Consider the following 15333-nt stretch of genomic DNA (forward strand, 5'->3'; position numbering starts at 1 on the left):
AGACCGCGGAGGCGTCCGCGGTCGATCAGGTCGTTCGAGTAGCACTAGAGCGGGGTCGCTGCCTTCAGGATCAGGAACAGCGTGACGGCCGAGTTCGCCGAGGACAGTGCGGAGATCGTGGTGCCGGCTGCCGCCGCCCATGCGGCCAGGCCCGCGCTGGTGAACAGGGACGGCCACAGGCGTGCGGCCGGAGCGGGGCCCAGCAGAGCGGCCACACGGCGGGGTACGGGACCAGCCGAGGCGAATCCCGCGAGCGTCACCGAAGGCGTGCCTTGGGAGATCAGCGCGGCCTTGCCGACCGCCCGGGCCACGATCCGGCGGCTGCCGATCCGGGTGGCCGCCTCCTCGTCCGCCCACCGCTCGGTGGTGTACATGACGGCTGTGCGTAGGGGCCGCAGGAACGGGTTGGCACGCGCGGCGAGCTGCACGGTCAGCAGGAACCTGTGGTGGCGGGCGGCCAGGTGGGCACGCTCATGGGCGAACAGTGCGCGGCGCTCTGGCCCGGCCAGCGTGGCAAGCATCGCGGTCGTGACCACGACGCGGTCCTTCCGGCCCGGGAGGGCGTAGGCGTACGGGTTCGCGTCGGGCAGCACCACGACCGACGTCGCGGGTAGGCCCTCCAGGGCACGGTCGGCACGACGGCGTACGCGATGGTGTCGCCACGCGGCCCTGGCGCAGGAGGCGAGAACGAGGATCAGCGTGGGGATGGCGACCTTCCCCGCGATTTCGTCGTAGGGGACTGCCTCGCGGACCTCGGGGTCGGACCAGCCGTCCGGGAGGGGATTGCCGGGCAACTGCGCGGTGCCGACCACCATCAGCAGCGCCAGGGACAGCGTGCTGCACACGGCGAGAACGCCGGAGATGCCGGTCAGCAGCCAGGTGGCCATCCGCGGGTGCAAGTGGTGTTCGGCCAGGCGCGCGACCGGCCATGCCGTCAAGGGCAGGACCAGCGGCAGGAAGACGAAGACCCCCATGCCGTCAGCCTTCCCCCTCCGTGGGCTCCTGTGCCAGCAGATCGCGCAGCAGACGCTCGTCATGAGGCGAGAGGCCCGTCACGAACCTGGCCAGCACCGTCTCCCGGTCCGCCTCGCCGTCCAGGACCTTCCGCATCCGCAGCGCCGCGAGCCCGGCCTCGTCCGCGACCGCCGTCCACTCGAACGACCGGCCCACCCGCTCCCTGCTCACCGCACCCTTGGTGTGGAGGCGCGTCAGGATCGTGATGACGGTCGTGTAGGCGAGATCGCCGCCGAGCTGCTCCTGCACCCATCCCGCGGTGCGTGCGCCCGGCGCCTGGCGCAAAGCGGCCACCACCTGCGCTTCGAGCTCGCCCTGGCCCCGCCGCCGGGGAGACGTGTCGTGGCCCTCCCGCTTGGCCTTCGTCATTCCGCCGCCCTCCCGTCGACTCGATCCGCCCATGTGAGGCGGTTCATCGTACTGAGACGACACGCATCCGCCCGCTTCTGTTTCCGCGGTGTTGGCGGACGACGCCCTCGGGAAGCGAGGGGTCCCGTTCTCCCCCTTCCCGCCCTGAACCCGAGGACGCTTCCGGGTAGGGCTGGGCCGTCGGCTCAGCCGAACGCGAGCGCGCGGAAGGTGTTGCGGACGTCGGTCAGGGGCTGGCGGTCGCGGGTGTAGTAGACCTTGTTGGTCAGGAGCGCCGCCCATCGGCCCTGGATGGGTGAGATCCACATGCCGGTGCCGGTGAACCCGTAGTGGACCCAGACGTCCTGCTCGTCTGTGGTGCCGGGGGAGGGGTGCCAGAACAGGCCGCGCTCGGGCTGGAGGCCGCCGGTCTGGGTGGTGAGGGAATGGGTGGTCCACGCGGTGGCGAAGCCCGCCTTGGCGGGAGCCGTCGTGGTGTCCAGCATGTAGCGGAGGAATGCGGCGAGGTCGTCGGCGGTGGTGAAGGCACCGGCGATGCCGCAGACGCCGCCGAGGAGACGGGCGGAGAAGTCGTGCGCGACACCCTTGAGGTGGGTGTCGGTGTCCTGGTCGAGCTCGGTGGGAGCGCAGCGTGCGGCGATCTCGGCGGGCAGGGGACCGAAGCGGGTGGAGGTCATGCCCAGCGGGCGCCAGGTGCGGGCTGTCGCCAACTGGTCCAGGGGTTGGCCGGAGAGGTGTTCGGCAAGGTAGCCAAGGATGAGGGCGGCCCGGTCGGTGTACTCGACGGCTTCGCTGGGGGACCGGTGGAGCTCTTCGTGCAGGACACCTCGCCGGACGTCGCTCTCGTGGATGCCGTAGAGGTTCTTCAGCTGGGCACGGGGCGGGACGCCGGCCGTATGGGTCAGCAGTTGTCGGGCGGTGACGGCACCGAGCGGGCGGTGGTGGACCTCGGGCCAGAAGCTCCCGAGCTGGGCATCCAGGTTCAGGACGCCGTCCTCCCACAGGGCGCCGATGGAGGACCACACGGCGAGGATCTTGGTGAGGCTGGCGGCGTCGAAGACTGTGTCGAGCCGCATCGGTACGTCCGGCTCGTTCGGGTCGAGGACCCCGGTTACGCCCTGGGCGCGGATGCCGGAGGCATCGCCGACGGCCCAGACCGCACCGGGGTAGACCTTGTCGCGGACGCCTTCGCTCAGCAGGTTCTCGATGTGGTCGGTGCGGTACGACATGGTCTCCCTCTTCGTGTGGGCATCCCGCCGGCCAGCGTAGTGACGTGGACCGGGCGGGCCGGGCATTGGCGTGCCGGTGGCCGTGGGGGTGGTACCGGCCAGCCGGTCGTCAGGTGAGCTGTCGGCCGAGGTCCGCCAGTTGTTGGGCGGTCTCCGAGAGCGGGTAGCGGGCGGCGTTGGCGTATCCGGCCTGCCGCAGGGCGGGCAGGAAGCCGGGCTCGGATTGGAGGCGGCCCACGTCCCGGGCGAGGGCGGTGGGGTGCGTGAAGTCGGTGGCGACACCGGAGCGGGCGAGGGCTTCGCTGAGGCCGGGCACGGGCTGGTAGAGGACGGGCAGGCCGCAGGCTTGGGCTTCCAGGGCGACCAGACCCATCGCCTCCAGGGTGGTGGAGGGCATGACGAGGGCATCGTGCTCGGCGAACGTTTTCCACAGCTGGGGACGGCGGAGCCAGCCGAGATAACGGGCCCTCACCCCGGCCCGTTGGAGCCGTGGGGCCAGCGCGCGGAACTGGGCGCTGGGGGCGGCGATCGACAGTTCGACGCCTTGGAGCGGGGCCACGCTCCGGATCAGGGCCTCGACGCCCTTCTCGGCGGTCAGTCGGCCCGCGTACAGCAGGCGGAGGTGGTTCTTGGATGTGTGGGTGGTTCGGGCGGGCGGGTCGGTGAGGAGGCGGTCGGGGATGCCCCAAGGGATGTGGGTGATTTTGCGGCGGTCGGTCTGCGGGGCGAGCTTGAGGAGGTGGTCGGCCATGGCGCCGGTGGGGACGACGATGGCGTCGGCGGCCCGGGCGGTCGCCCGTAGGACCTGGAGCTGGTCGCGGTGGGCTTCGGCGAAGAGCAGGTCGGTGCCGTGGACCAGGGCGATGCGGGGGTGTGCGGGCAGGGCCCGGATGAGGGCGGGGGTGGCGCCGAAGGCGAGGTGGTGCAGGTGCAGGACGTCGACCTGGGAGGGGTAGATCGTGGCTGTCAGGGCTCGGCTCAGGTTGGAGACGTACCGGTGGAAGGCAGGGCCCTCCAGGCACTTGCCGCTCGCGCTGAGCAGGTCGAGGCCGGCCGGCGTCCGCGGGCGGGGTCCGGTGGGGGCGAGCATGAAGGCCCTCGCGGGGAGGAGGGGTTTCTCGCCGGTGTAGAGGTCGAGGAAGAGCTCGACGCTGCCGCCGGGGCTGTCGGCGGGCAGGTCCAGGAACGTGGCGGGCATCGGTCCTGGGGTGGTGCTGTCGAGGGCGCTCACCGGCGGCCTCCGTCGATCTCCTCGTAGAGGCGGGAAATATCGATCCCGTCGGTGGCCGCGTACTTCGCGAGCTGCTGCTGATAGCTGGCCGGTGTGCCTTGCGCGGTGAGGAAGACCAGCTTGCCGAACGTCATGCCGGCGTAGACGCGGACGGGACGGGCGGCGCGGATCTCCAGGGTCCAGCGGATGGCATGACCCTGGTGCCCGAGCGGGGCGGAGACGTGGACCCAGACGCCGAGGGCGCCGATCGTGCGGTCGCCGTTGAGCATCTGCGCGTACGCCTCCGAGCCGGTGCGCTCGTGAGTGACGCCGAGGTAGAGCAGGCCGGGCTGGAGGACCAGGCCGGTGGTGGGGATCGTCTGCTCGGTGTAGGTGGTGGGGACGGCGGCGTCGAGGTCGCCGTCGCAGACCCGGAGGGTGTTGCCGAGGCGCCAGTCGTAGGCGTTCGGGGAGACGCGGGCGGGGTCGTACGGGTCGATGGTGATCTCGCCGGAGCGGACGGCGGCACTGATCGCGGGGCCGGTGAGGATCACGAGGCGACCGCCCCGAGACGGGCGGCGTCTCGCCAGTAGCGGGAGGGCTGGGGGCCGTCGGCGGCTTGGTACTTGCCCGCGTAGAGGTCGATGTCGCCGGTGGAGACGAAGAACATGATCTGCCCGATCTTCATGCCGGCGTACACGCGTAGGGGGCGGATGGGAGAGAGCATCAGGGTCCACTGGCCGTGGAAGCCGATGTCGCCGATGGGGGCGGTGATCTCGACGAAGAGGCCGAGTCTGCCGACGGAGGAGCGGCCGAACAGGAGCGGGACGAAGGTGTCGGAGCCGACCTGTTCGAGGGTGTGGCCGAGGTAGAGCTCGCCGGGCTGGAGGACGTATCCGTCCTCGCTGATCTCGACCGTGGTGGTCGGGTTCGCCCGGTGGGCGTCGATGACCGGGTTCGTGTAGGTCAGGAGGGTGCGACCGAGGCGGACGTTGTAGCTGTTGGGGTTGACCTGCCCGGGTTCGAACGGGTTGATCGTCAGGCGGCCGTCGTGGGCGGCGGCGGTGATCTCGGGGCCGGTGAGGATCATCGGGCACCGTCCTCCTTCTCGGGCAGAGGGGCGGCGATGATGCGGCGGACGGCCTCGCCGAGCCGGAGGCCGGCCTGGTGGGTGCGCCCGCCGAGGTAGGTGTCGGCGAGGTAGTCGGTGGTCAGGACGGACCGGATGCCTTGCGGCAGCGGCAAGGAGGAGGTGACCAGCGCGCCGGCCTGCTCGGTCAGGTGCGCGAGCAGGCTGTTCGGGGCCTCTGCGTACTTATCGGGGAGGAACGCGTGGACGAGCTGGTTGCCGAACGGCTCGATGACCAGCAGATCTCCGAGCGTCAGGGTGTCGCCGAGGTGGGTGGGGCGCAGGGCGGTGTCGTTGAGGATGACGGCGTCGGCGCCGAGGCCGGTGTGGAGCCGGGAGGCGATGTCCTTCAGGAGCTGGTGGCGGTCGAGGACGGTGTCGCGGTAGGGCTCGTTGATGGTGCCGAGGCGGGTGGCGAGCATCCGGCAGGTGGAGGCGATCTTCTCGTCCAGGGCGGAGAGGTCGTCCGGGAGCGTCGTAGAGGTGGGGAAGGTGGCGGTGCGGGCGGCCCAGCCGGAGCCGACGGGTTCGGCGACGGCGTATCCGGCGGCCAGCTCGCGGCCCTTGACCACGAGGGTGTCGCCGACGTGCACCGGCCCATAGGTGTCGCTGTGGCAGTGGCCGGCGAAGACGACGTCCACGAACGGGCAGGCCCCGGCGAGCTTGAGGTCCTCGTCGAAGCCGGAGTGCGACAGCACGATCCAGGAGTCCACATGGTGGTGGTGCTCCAGCATCAGCTCGCGCAGCGCGGTCACGGGGTCGGTGACGCGGTGCCCGGATCGCTGGCTGGCCGGGATGGTGTGAAACGCGCTCACGCCGATGACCGCGGTGACGGCGACCCGGCGGCCGTGCACATCGACGACGCGGAGGCGGTCGAACAACGGCTGCCCGGTGGCGGCGTCGACGGCGTTGGCGCAGACCGTCATCTCGCGCAGGCCGGGTTCGAAGTAGTGGGGCCAACCGTGGTTGCCGGGCGCCAGCACGTCGTACAGCGTCGTGAGGATCTCACGCTCGATGGCTCCCCTGCCCAGCCGGTAGTAGCCGGTGCCCTCGAAGAAGTCGCCGCAGTCGACGATGAGCGAGGTCGCCTTGAGGTCGTGCAGGTGCGGCAGGAGCCTGTTGGCCTGGTCGAGTGCGGAGTGCAGGTCGGTGGTGGCCACGATCTGGCCGTACATCCTGCTCATCGCGGTACGTCGGTGAGGTCGGCGCCGAGGGTGCGGAGCTTGGCGGGCAGGTCGGCGTGGCCGCGGCGCAGCTGGTCGAGGCCGCTGACGGTGGTGGCGCCCCGGGCGCTGAGGCCGGCGATCAGGAGGGCGGAGCCGGTGCGGATGTCGGTGGCCTTCACGGTGGTGCCGGTCAGGCGCTGAGGGCCGGTCAGGCGGCACCGGGTGGGCGAGAGCTCCTCGATCACCGCTCCGAGCCCCGCGAGCTGGGGGAGGAGGTTGCCGTGGCGGCCGGGGTTGATGTCGTCGGCGAAGAGGTGGGTGCCGGGCAGGGTGAGAGCCATGGCCATCAGCGCGGGTTCGAAGTCGGCGTCCAGGCCGTCCGGGGTCAGGGATGCGATCGCCCGCAGGGGCCGTCCACTCACGCTGCGGGCCCGGTGGACGGTGATCGCGTCGGGGGCGAGGGTGACGGGAATGCCGGCCCAGTCCAGCAGGCCGGCCAGCACCTTGAGGTCCGATCCGGTGACGCCTTCGATACGGCCTTCACCGCCGGTGGCAGCGATCGCGCAGGCCAGTGTGCCCGCTTCGATCTTGTCGCCGGGGACCGTCCAGGCGACGGTTCCGGCCGGGACGCCCGGTGGCGGGGCCAGCGTGATCTTCTCGCTGTCGGCGTGGGTCGTCCATCCGGCGGACCGTAAGGCGGCGAGTACGCCGGTGGTCTCCGGGGACAGGTTGGGGTTGCCCAGTTGCAGGCGGCTGCCGGCCACGACCGTCCGGCAGATTGCGGCGATGCTCGCTCCCCGCGAGCGGAACGGCAGCGTCAGGACGACCATGTCGCGGGCCTGATCGGCGGCCAGGACGCGGTACCCGGAATCGTCGACAAGGACGGTGTCGCCGAACGCCTCGTAGACGGTGAAGTGGAGCTCCATCCCGCGGTCACCGATCTGGCAGCCGCCGGGCCAGGGAAGGGCCGCCTGCCCGTAGGCGGCAAGGAGTGGTGCCACCAGGTAGTAGGAGGCCCGGATTCGGGCGGCGTCTGTCAGGTCGGGCGCGGTGGCGGGATGCTCCTTGGGCGCCACGATCACGGTTCCCGGCTCGGCGACCGGGCGGGCGACGCGGTAGCCGGTCTGTTCCAGTAGGCAGAGCATCCTCTGGACGTCGGCGCTGGCCGGGACGCCGGACAGGCGTACACCGCGGCCCAGGGACGCGGCGGCGGCCAGCAGCGGCAGCGCCGCGTTCTTCGAGCCGTCCACCTGGACCGTCCCGGCGAGCGGGCGGCCGGGGCGGACGGTGACGGCATCGATGTCTCTCGTGCAGGCGGGGGCAAGGCCCATCAGAACCTCCTGGTCGCAGGCGGGCGGGGTGGTGTGACTTCAAGGGCGGTACGGCCGGCGAGGCCGGTATCCGCGCGCTTCGCCGGTCAGGGGCTGGTGGAGAGGGGGTCCGAAACGGTGTCCGGCGCGGCCGCGGTTGCTCGGTGGACCGTGCCATCGAGGAGCTGGCCGGCGTGGGTACGCAGTGTCCAGGCGGGCCCGGCCAGGCCGGCGAAGGCGAGGAACGTCAGGGCTATCCGGCCGCTGCGGTCCGCCCGCACGCGGGGCGTGGGGCGGGGGAAACGGTGACGAGCCCTGGTCACGAGGTCTCGCCGAGGGCGTTCTCGTGCTCGTCGAGGAGGCGGCTGGTCTGCGCGTACAGCCGTTCCAGCTCGGCGGACGTGAGGACGAGGGCTCCCTCGTGGGTCGAGCCGTCCTCGAAGTGGAACTCCACAGGCACGGAGCCCTGGCGGGCGCGCCGGTCGTAGACCGCGTCCCGGCCGGGCAGCAGTGTGGCGTGGGTGGCCTGCACCGGCACCGGGCGGAGCGTCGTGCCGTCCGCCGGCGCGGACCAGGCGGGGCCGCCGCCGGGCGGGCGCAGGTGGTAGGTGGTGGCGGAGTCCTCGCCGGGGAGGGTCACCACGACGCCGACCCTGCCCTCGCGGGCGGTGTCGGCGGCGAGGTCGCCGAGCTGGGGGAAGAAGGGAGCCGCTGTTCCTAACTCGGATCCCTGGGAGGGGAGATGGGCAGAGCGTCGTCCGGTCATGCCCCGAAGTTAGGGACGGCCACGACCCCGAATATGAGCTGGAGGAATACGACTCCTATCCGTCCAGGTGGAAGCGGTCGGACATGCGCCGCAACTTCTCTCGCGTGGCTGCTCGTTCGGCGTAGACGATGCTGCGGAGCGTGGAGCGGGCGATGGGGTGGTTCCGTACGAGTTGGGGGGCGATCCGCTCTGCTGTCTCCAGCTCGCCGAGGGCCTTGTCCCGGTTGCCGTCCCACAGCCAGGCCCGGGCGATGTCCATGTGGTGGTGCCCCTGACGGGAGTTGGGCAGGGCGCCGACCAGCTCAGGGCTGGTGCGGCGGTTGATCTCCAGGGCCCTGCCCTGCTCTCCCATCTCCAGGGCCACGCTGATCGCGTGGATCTGCACGTTCCCGGCGGAGAATGTCAGCGAGTGCCGGTCGTACACCGGCGCCCCGGCGTACGCGTCCATCCGCTCGGCGGCGTCCTTCGCGTACCCGATCCGGTCCTTCGCCTCCGAGGCGCGGCCGGCGCGGGCGGCCGAGACCGCCGCCCGGAGCTGGAGCGTGCCCCAGGCCCGTACGGCCAGTGGCTCGCCGTGCTCGTACGCCTGCTGCACCGAACCGATCGCCTTGTCCGAGAGCGCCAGCGCGTCCGCCCAGTCGGCCGTCGCCCACATGTCCCACACCCGCATCCAATCCGCGACCGCCGGCAGCACCGGGTCACCGGACAGGCGGGCCGACCACGCGGCCCGCTCGCATGCCATCGCCACGAGCTCGGGGTGGCCGAGGGAGTGGGCGGCGGTGTGCGCGAACTTGCAGCACACGGCGTAGATCGCGTACGCCTCCTCCCGCTCGTGCCCCTCCGACACCTCGGCCAGGGCCCGCGCCTCGCGGAACAGATCCGGGAGGACGCGGAGGATCGCCACGTTGGAAGCGGTGTCCCGAAGCCGGTGCAGGCGGGTCACCTCACGCCACAGCTGCGAGGCCGGCCTCGGCGTCCCGTCGAAGACCGGGGAGAGGTCGTAACGGCGCAGCTCCCGCAGGATCGACGAGGCGGCCACCTGCCACTGGTTGTCCTCCGGGGAGCTGCTGTACGGGCGCCCGATCAGGTCGTTCGGGTGGACGTGCAGCTCGGCGGCGATCTGGTTGAGCAGTCCGACCCGGTCCAGCTCGATCAGGCCCCGCTCCATCTTCGAGACCCACCCCTGCGACTTCCCCAGGGCTGTTGCGAGATCCGCCTGCGGCATCCCGAGGCGCAGCCTCGCCCTGCGGACGCGCCGGCCGATCTCCTCGGCTTCCTCCAGCATCAGGACACCTCCCAGGCTGCCGGGCGGCCCGGCTGATCACCAGGGCGTCCGTGCAGAATTTGTCCCTAGCACGGTACCCAGACGGACGCGGACCGCGAGAGCCTTGTGGAGGATTCCCGCTCGGGCGTTCTCCGCCACGACGCCGGCTGACATCACGACCGAGAAGGCAGGAGTCCTGGGAGCCGACGTGTACGCGTCGGCCCCCAGAGCGCGGGAACGTCAGCCTCGGCTCAGCAGCTCGCCGATGAGGGCGCCTGCCTCGGCTGTGAGGCCGTCGATGACCTCCTGGGCGTAGCGGGTGTCACGTCGGGCGGCGAGCTCCTGGACGGCGGGCCAGTTCGCCGTGATCTGTTCGATGCTCTGCTGCGCGTGGTGTACGGCCTCCTCCCAGCGGTCGACTGTGGCGATGGCGTCGTCGAGGGCGAGAACGCCTGCAGTCACTTGTTCGGCGAGGTCGGGGTCGTGCCGGCGGAGTCGGTCATAACGCTCCTGGAGAACCTCGGCGTTGGCCTTCAGCTCGCAGGCGGTCTGGTAAGCGGAGTCGAGGCCGAGGGTGCCGGTGCGGACCTTCTCGGCGAGGGCCGGGGCATGCGTGAGGACGACGTTGGCAGCGGAGAGACGGGTGCGACTGAGCCCGTGGAGCTTGGCATGGGCCCGCAGGGAGTGTCCCGAAACGGAACGCATAGCCATCGCGGTGATCATCGCCTGCTGGCCTTTGCTGATGTGCCGGCGATACACGTTGCCGCTGTAGATCACACGGATGGGGTCGTTGCCCGTGTAGGTGGTGAAACGGGGCTCGACACCGGCGAGCTTGCAGGCGGCGAGACGGTTGCGGCCGTCGAGGAGGACGCCGTCGGCATCGAGGACGATGTCCTCGTGCTGGCCCTCGGCCTTGATGGAACGGGCGAGGTCGAGCAGCTCGTCCTCGCTGAGCATCGGGAAGATGTCGGCGATGGGGTGGATCTTCAGGGTGTGCTCCTTGTCGGATGACGGGATGGGGTTCAGCGCGTGCGGCGCTGCTGGTCGGTGTGGACGGGACGGTGGGGAGCCGACTGGGGAGCCGGGGCACGGCTGGTGGTGCGTTGCGTCAGGTCGGCGAGGCGGTGCAGCCGCCAGGTGAGGACTTCGCTGATGCTGGTGGCGGTGTCGAGTTCTCGCGTGGCGGTGGCTTCGGTGAGGAGGGTGGCGGGGTTGTGGCCGGCGGTGCCGGCTTGGGCGAGGGTGGCTGCGAGGGCGGGCCAGCCGGGTTCGGCGAGGATCTGTTCGGCCTGTTCCGGGAGCGCTCGGCGCACGGTGGCCGCCTGCTGGCGACGAAGCCACTCGGGCAGCTGGGTTCCTCGCTTGTGGATCAAGGCCAGCGGCTCGGCTGCCGCGGCCTGGTACGTGGTCCGGAGGTGCTCGGCTGCCTGCCGTGCGGCCTCCACCTGCTGGTTGTGGCCGCGGGTGCGGTGCCAGTGCTGCGCGGCAACGACCGCCAGCAGAACGGCGTCGATGACGGCTGCGAGGAGGGCTCCGTCCTTCGGAGCGGGCTCACGCAGGATCGCCTTGACCGCCCGGCGTGTGGCCAGCGCCTGCTGGTGCTGGGCGCGGATGCGGGAGCGGCTGGCCCGCTCGAAAGCGGTGGCTGCCTGGAGGAGCCCGGGCCGCAACGCCGGAGGGGCGGCGAGGGGCAGGATGTCGAGGGTTTCGGCGAGGACGGTGATGTGCGCCTGCCCGGCCTCGTCCTCGCTGTGGTCGAGGAGCTCGGGTACCCGGTCGGTGGCCTGGGCGAGGCGACGCCAGGCACGGGACTCCGGCGGTGCCGCTGGACTGGTGTCGGGGGCGGCGAGGCGCTCGTTGATCTTGGGGTAGGAGAGGTCGGGGGCGAGGGTGGAGCCGGAGAACCAGACGGGCTCGCCCTGGGCGTTGGTGTCGCCGGCGAGGGCGACCTTGTAGCCGCGGATGTCTCCGGAGGGGAATCGTTGGATCTCCACGAGTGCCCCGGAGCCTTCGAGGAGGCGGAAGTACTCCTCTGGTGTGGTGGCTGCTGCGAGGAGGGTGCGGGCGGTGGTGCGCAGGCGTTCGCGGGCGGTGGTGGCTCGGCCGGTCCGCTGGGTCTTCTCCTGTTCGGCGCGGGTGGGGCGCTTGGCGGCGGTTCGGTCGCCGCGTGGGACCTGGCGGAGCCCGTACTCCTTTTCGATGGTGACGAGTTCCTTGTCGGCGCGCAGGAAGTCGTTCCAGTTGCGGGGCGGATGGAGGTCGCCTCGGACCTTGGTGGCGACGATGTGGATGTGGTCGTCGGCGTGGCGGACGGCGATCCAGCGGCAGGCGTCGGGGTCGTCGGCGGGGGCGATGCCGGTGGCGTCGAGGACGCGGCGGGCGATGGTGGCCCACTCGTCGTCGGTCAGGTGGCGGTCTTCGGGTGCGGCGCGGATCGAGCAGTGCCAGACGTGGTTCTTCGGCGCCTTGTGGCCGGCCTGCTTGACCCGCAGGTCGAGGACGTCGGCGAGCTGGGCGAGTGTGGCGGTGGGGTTGCGGCCGGGGTCGGGCACGAACTCGTCCCAGGCGGCGACGAGGTGGGGGTCGGTGTGTTCGTTGGCGCGGCCGGGCCCGTAGAGGTAGTTGAGGACGCCCCTGGTTTTGTGGCCGGGCTTGACGATGTTCGCGATCAATCAGGCCGCCCGGCGGTTTGTGGCGGCCACGATGGCGGCGGCGTCGACAGCCGTGACCGCCTCCTGGACCAAGGCCGCCAGCCGCCTGGCCTCGGCAAGCACGGCGGCGTCCATGGGGTGTGTCGTCCCGCCTTCGTTGAGGCGTTTGGCGATCTGGTTCGCGTTCGTGCCGACCCTGGAGACCTGCTTGCGCAGGGCGGCGTACTCGTCGATCAGGTCATCGACGGGGGTGCGCTGCTCAGGCAGGGCGAGGTTGCCGTTCAGGTGGGCCATGACGATGGCGCCGACGAGGTGCGCGCCGGCCAGACCGAGTCGGCGGGCTTCGGCAAGGATCTCGGTCTTCTCGTCGGTGCTGTAGCGGACGTCGACCCGCTCCTTGCGCTGCACGTCCTGGCGGGCGCGGCGGCGGGCGACACGGTGCAGCGCGGCCTCGTCGGCGGCACGCACACCCCCTGCCCCCGGTGCGCCCTCGCGCCGGGGGTCCGCCTCCGCCACCCCCGGGGCGGAGGCTTCTGCGTTGGACCGGCCTTTGGACGGTCCAACGCCATACCTTGCTCCGCCCGGGGCTGAGGGGGTGGTCGGCTGTTGGGCGGCGTACGGGGGGCTGGGGAGGGGCTGTTCGTGCATGCGCGGACTCTCTGATCGTGGGGACGGTGACTGCGGAAGTGGTCTCGTCCCGGAGGAATTCCGGGACGAGCGTCCAGTGCGTCAAGGGGCTCTGGCCTACGCGGCGGCCTCGGTGGAGGACTGGCCGCGCTCGGCCTGGAGCAGCGACTTGGCCTTCTCCAGGCGTTCACGGCGGCCGGGCCTCAGGCCCTGCTCGCGTATGGCCGTTTCCATGTGGCGGCGGGAGACGCGGCCGTCACGTCCTAGCGGAGCGGCACGGCCTATCTCGACCAACTGGTCCCACGTGGCCATCGGTCGCTGATCGCCACGTTTGGCGGCCGGCTTCTCGGGCTGGGCCACTTGCTCGGGCGCCTCCTTGGGCTCCTCGGCCACGTTGCTGTCTGACGGCGGCTCCTTGGTGGTTGATGCGGCGCCACCTTCTGGATCGGTGGCCGCCTTGATGTGGCGGCCCTCGTCGCAAGGCTCTGCGTGGCCGGGGCGACGTTGGACGAGGAGGTAGAGGTGGACGGCGCCGGCGAGGGCGAGTGGGGCGATGGCGGAGATGGCGCCGACGGTGATGTCGTCGAGGGCGAGTCCGCCCGGGCGGGTCTGCTGGTTGAGGCGGATGGCGTGCAGGACATTGGCCCAGATGCTGGTGACGGTGGCGATGCCGACCAGGGCCGAGACGTACAGGCGGGGTTGCAGCGGCGCGCTGCGCAGGACGAGGAGGGCGCCGATGCCGATGGCGATGAAGCCGTCGATCACGAGCGGGAAGGCGTAGGTGAGCAGCCAGTGGATGTGGCTGGCGGCGGCCATCTGGCGCAGGGCGTCGTAGGAGAGCGCGAAGGCTGCCAGGGCCAGGAGGGCTACGCCGGTGCGGATGGCGAGAGCCAGCGGTGCCGACACGGAGACGGCGGGGGTGGGCGGGGTCAAGCGGTGTGCTCCAGGGGATGGGTACGGCCGCCGGGGCGTGGGTGGCCATGGGTGCTGGGACTCGTCCCACTCGTCCCGTCGCTGGTCAGGGCAGGTACGGGTGGGACGGTGATGTCGAGTCGACTCGTTGCGGGTTGCTGACTCGTCCCCGCGCTGACCTGCGCGGGGACGAGTGGGACGAGTCGGGGAGGGTCAGGCCCCGGGCTCGAACGGGAGGGCGGCGGCTGCCTCGGGCGGGCAGTAGCGGGTCCAGGCGTCGGTGAACTGGGCGCGGGTGAAGCCCTTGGCCTGGTAGCCGCCGGGGAAGCGGCGGTTAGCCGACTTGATGCCGTAGTCCTGGAGCAGGATCTGCAGGCCGCGCGGGGTGAGGCCGTTGGGGCTGTGCTCGGCCCAGGGCGCCTCGGAGTCGGCGTTGAGGATCTCCAGGAGGCGGCCGGTGCGGATCGCCGGCTGGTCGCCCTCGGAGGCGAAGGCGCGGCGGATGTCGGCGAGGATGCGGATCTTCAGCCCGCCGTCCTCGTCGCGCCCGGCCTCGTAGTCGGTCATGGCCGTGCACGCGGTGCGGGCCAGGACGGGCCAGGATCCGCCTGCGAGGTCGGCGACGCTGATCAGCGGTGCCCAGGTGTCGGCGGCACGGTCCTCGACCGGCATCTTCGGCTCCAGGGCGAGTGCCTTCTCGCGTACGGAGGCGAGCCAGGCTGCCAGCCGGGTCCGGAGCTCGCGGACCGCCAGGTCGTCGCGGCCGTAGCGCCAGAAGCTGACCTTCTCGGTCGCGGCCCGGCGGCGCATGCGGATGACGACCGACCGGTCCATGATCGTGTCGGGGAGGTCTCCGATGCCGGCGAGGGCGGCCATGGCGAAGGTGTCGAACTTGACCACCTCGTGGTTGGGGCCGGTGACGCGCAGGGTGGGCCGGTTGCGCTGGTGGCCGGCGTTGAGCAGGCCGCGCATCTCCTCGTTCTTCTCCGCGACCTTCGCGCTGCCGAAGATCGTGTCGACCTCGTCCACGAGGAGCGTGGGCGGGTTGCCCTCGCCGATCGACCGGAAGATCGCCGCAGCGGAGGCGTTGACCGTGATCAGCGGCTCGTGGACGGCTTCGATCAGGACTTCGAGGAGCCGCGACTTCCCACACCGCTTGGCCGGTCCGACCACCGCCAGGCGGGGCGCGTGCTGCCAGACCGTCTGCAGGTGGGTCGCCGCTGCCCACAGCGTGGTCGCAGTCAGGGCTTCGTCGCTCGGCATCACGACATAGCGCCGGATGGCAGCCCGGAGCAGGTCCAGGACCTCCTCCCCCTCGGGATCCGAGGCGGACGCGGGGGCGGTCGGCTGGCCGGGTGCCGCGACCGGCGGCCACTCGACGGGAAGCGATGGCGTGTTCGGGGTGGCTTCGTCCATACTGGACATCGAGCTCCTCAATCTGCGGGCCATACGGGACGGCAATCCCGGCCTTGCAGCTAGTCGTTCAGGGATGGGCGGCGTGAGGTTTGCGCTTTGAGCCCCTCGGTGTCGCAAGCACTGGGGGGCTTTTTGCATGTCTGGCTAGGTGCTGGCGGTCTCCTGCGGACAGCAGCGGTCCAGCACAATAACCATGCCATACGCAGAGCAGCTATGCAAGCGGCAGAGCATGGTGTACTGTTTAGAGTGCTGCGAATTGCAGGGGCATGC

At 71.2% G+C, this 15333-nt stretch carries 16 protein-coding genes; all 16 read right to left on the bottom strand.

What is annotated here, in order from left to right; translation table 11 throughout:
* Window positions 1–44: 44 nt before the first annotated feature.
* Window positions 45–974 (bottom strand): M56 family metallopeptidase, encoded by a 930-nt coding sequence (locus tag ACFVYX_RS07340; protein ID WP_389680364.1) that lies wholly within the window; start codon window positions 972–974, stop codon window positions 45–47.
* Window positions 975–978: 4 nt separating this feature from the next.
* Window positions 979–1383 (bottom strand): BlaI/MecI/CopY family transcriptional regulator, encoded by a 405-nt coding sequence (locus ACFVYX_RS07345; protein ID WP_389680365.1) that lies wholly within the window; start codon window positions 1381–1383, stop codon window positions 979–981.
* 185 nt (window positions 1384–1568) lie between these two features.
* Window positions 1569–2612, bottom strand: coding sequence for a serine hydrolase domain-containing protein (locus ACFVYX_RS07350; RefSeq protein ID WP_389680366.1), 1044 nt, complete (start codon window positions 2610–2612; stop codon window positions 1569–1571).
* 109 nt (window positions 2613–2721) lie between these two features.
* Window positions 2722–3810 carry a glycosyltransferase family 4 protein gene (locus ACFVYX_RS07355; RefSeq protein WP_389680601.1) on the bottom strand — a complete coding sequence of 363 codons (1089 nt, stop codon included), beginning with the start codon at window positions 3808–3810 and terminating at the stop codon, window positions 2722–2724.
* A gap of 29 nt (window positions 3811–3839) precedes the next feature.
* Complete coding sequence (locus ACFVYX_RS07360) at window positions 3840–4376, bottom strand: deoxycytidine triphosphate deaminase (RefSeq protein WP_389680367.1); 537 nt, start codon at window positions 4374–4376, stop codon at window positions 3840–3842.
* The gene (gene dcd / locus ACFVYX_RS07365; RefSeq protein ID WP_389680368.1) at window positions 4373–4912 is read right to left on the bottom strand and encodes a dCTP deaminase; all 540 of its coding nucleotides are present in this window, start codon (window positions 4910–4912) and stop codon (window positions 4373–4375) included. The genes ACFVYX_RS07360 and dcd overlap by 4 nt, the downstream gene beginning before the upstream one ends.
* Entirely contained in the window at window positions 4909–6135 is a 1227-nt protein-coding gene (locus ACFVYX_RS07370) for a metallophosphoesterase (protein ID WP_389680369.1), read from the bottom strand. The genes dcd and ACFVYX_RS07370 overlap by 4 nt, the downstream gene beginning before the upstream one ends.
* Entirely contained in the window at window positions 6132–7448 is a 1317-nt protein-coding gene (locus ACFVYX_RS07375) for a UDP-N-acetylglucosamine 1-carboxyvinyltransferase (protein ID WP_389680370.1), read from the bottom strand. Before ACFVYX_RS07375 ends, ACFVYX_RS07370 begins: the two co-directional genes overlap by 4 nt.
* Before the next feature lie 86 nt (window positions 7449–7534).
* On the bottom strand, window positions 7535–7750 hold the full coding sequence (locus tag ACFVYX_RS07380; protein ID WP_389680371.1) for a hypothetical protein: 216 nt from the start codon (window positions 7748–7750) through the stop codon (window positions 7535–7537).
* Window positions 7747–8193, bottom strand: coding sequence for a hypothetical protein (locus ACFVYX_RS07385; RefSeq protein ID WP_389680372.1), 447 nt, complete (start codon window positions 8191–8193; stop codon window positions 7747–7749). Before ACFVYX_RS07385 ends, ACFVYX_RS07380 begins: the two co-directional genes overlap by 4 nt.
* A 55-nt stretch (window positions 8194–8248) precedes the next feature.
* Entirely contained in the window at window positions 8249–9478 is a 1230-nt protein-coding gene (locus ACFVYX_RS07390) for a helix-turn-helix domain-containing protein (protein WP_389680373.1), read from the bottom strand.
* Window positions 9479–9697: 219 nt separating this feature from the next.
* The gene (locus ACFVYX_RS07395) at window positions 9698–10414 is read right to left on the bottom strand and encodes a ParB N-terminal domain-containing protein (RefSeq protein WP_389680374.1); all 717 of its coding nucleotides are present in this window, start codon (window positions 10412–10414) and stop codon (window positions 9698–9700) included.
* A gap of 65 nt (window positions 10415–10479) precedes the next feature.
* A complete protein-coding gene (locus ACFVYX_RS07400; protein WP_389680375.1) occupies window positions 10480–12129 on the bottom strand; it encodes a relaxase/mobilization nuclease domain-containing protein in 1650 nt (549 codons plus the stop codon).
* Window positions 12130–12576 carry a plasmid mobilization relaxosome protein MobC gene (mobC, locus tag ACFVYX_RS07405; RefSeq protein ID WP_389680376.1) on the bottom strand — a complete coding sequence of 149 codons (447 nt, stop codon included), beginning with the start codon at window positions 12574–12576 and terminating at the stop codon, window positions 12130–12132.
* Window positions 12577–12852: 276 nt separating this feature from the next.
* Window positions 12853–13668: a DUF2637 domain-containing protein gene (locus tag ACFVYX_RS07410; RefSeq protein ID WP_389680377.1), complete on the bottom strand. Its 816-nt coding sequence runs from the start codon at window positions 13666–13668 to the stop codon at window positions 12853–12855.
* A gap of 192 nt (window positions 13669–13860) precedes the next feature.
* Window positions 13861–15063, bottom strand: a complete 1203-nt coding sequence (locus ACFVYX_RS07415) for a DUF3631 domain-containing protein (RefSeq protein ID WP_389680602.1) — start codon at window positions 15061–15063, stop codon at window positions 13861–13863.
* Between the last annotated feature and the right edge of the window lie 270 nt (window positions 15064–15333).

Origin of the sequence: Streptomyces sp. NPDC058326, from assembly GCF_042879855.1 — a bacterium.
Classification (GTDB): domain Bacteria; phylum Actinomycetota; class Actinomycetes; order Streptomycetales; family Streptomycetaceae; genus Streptomyces.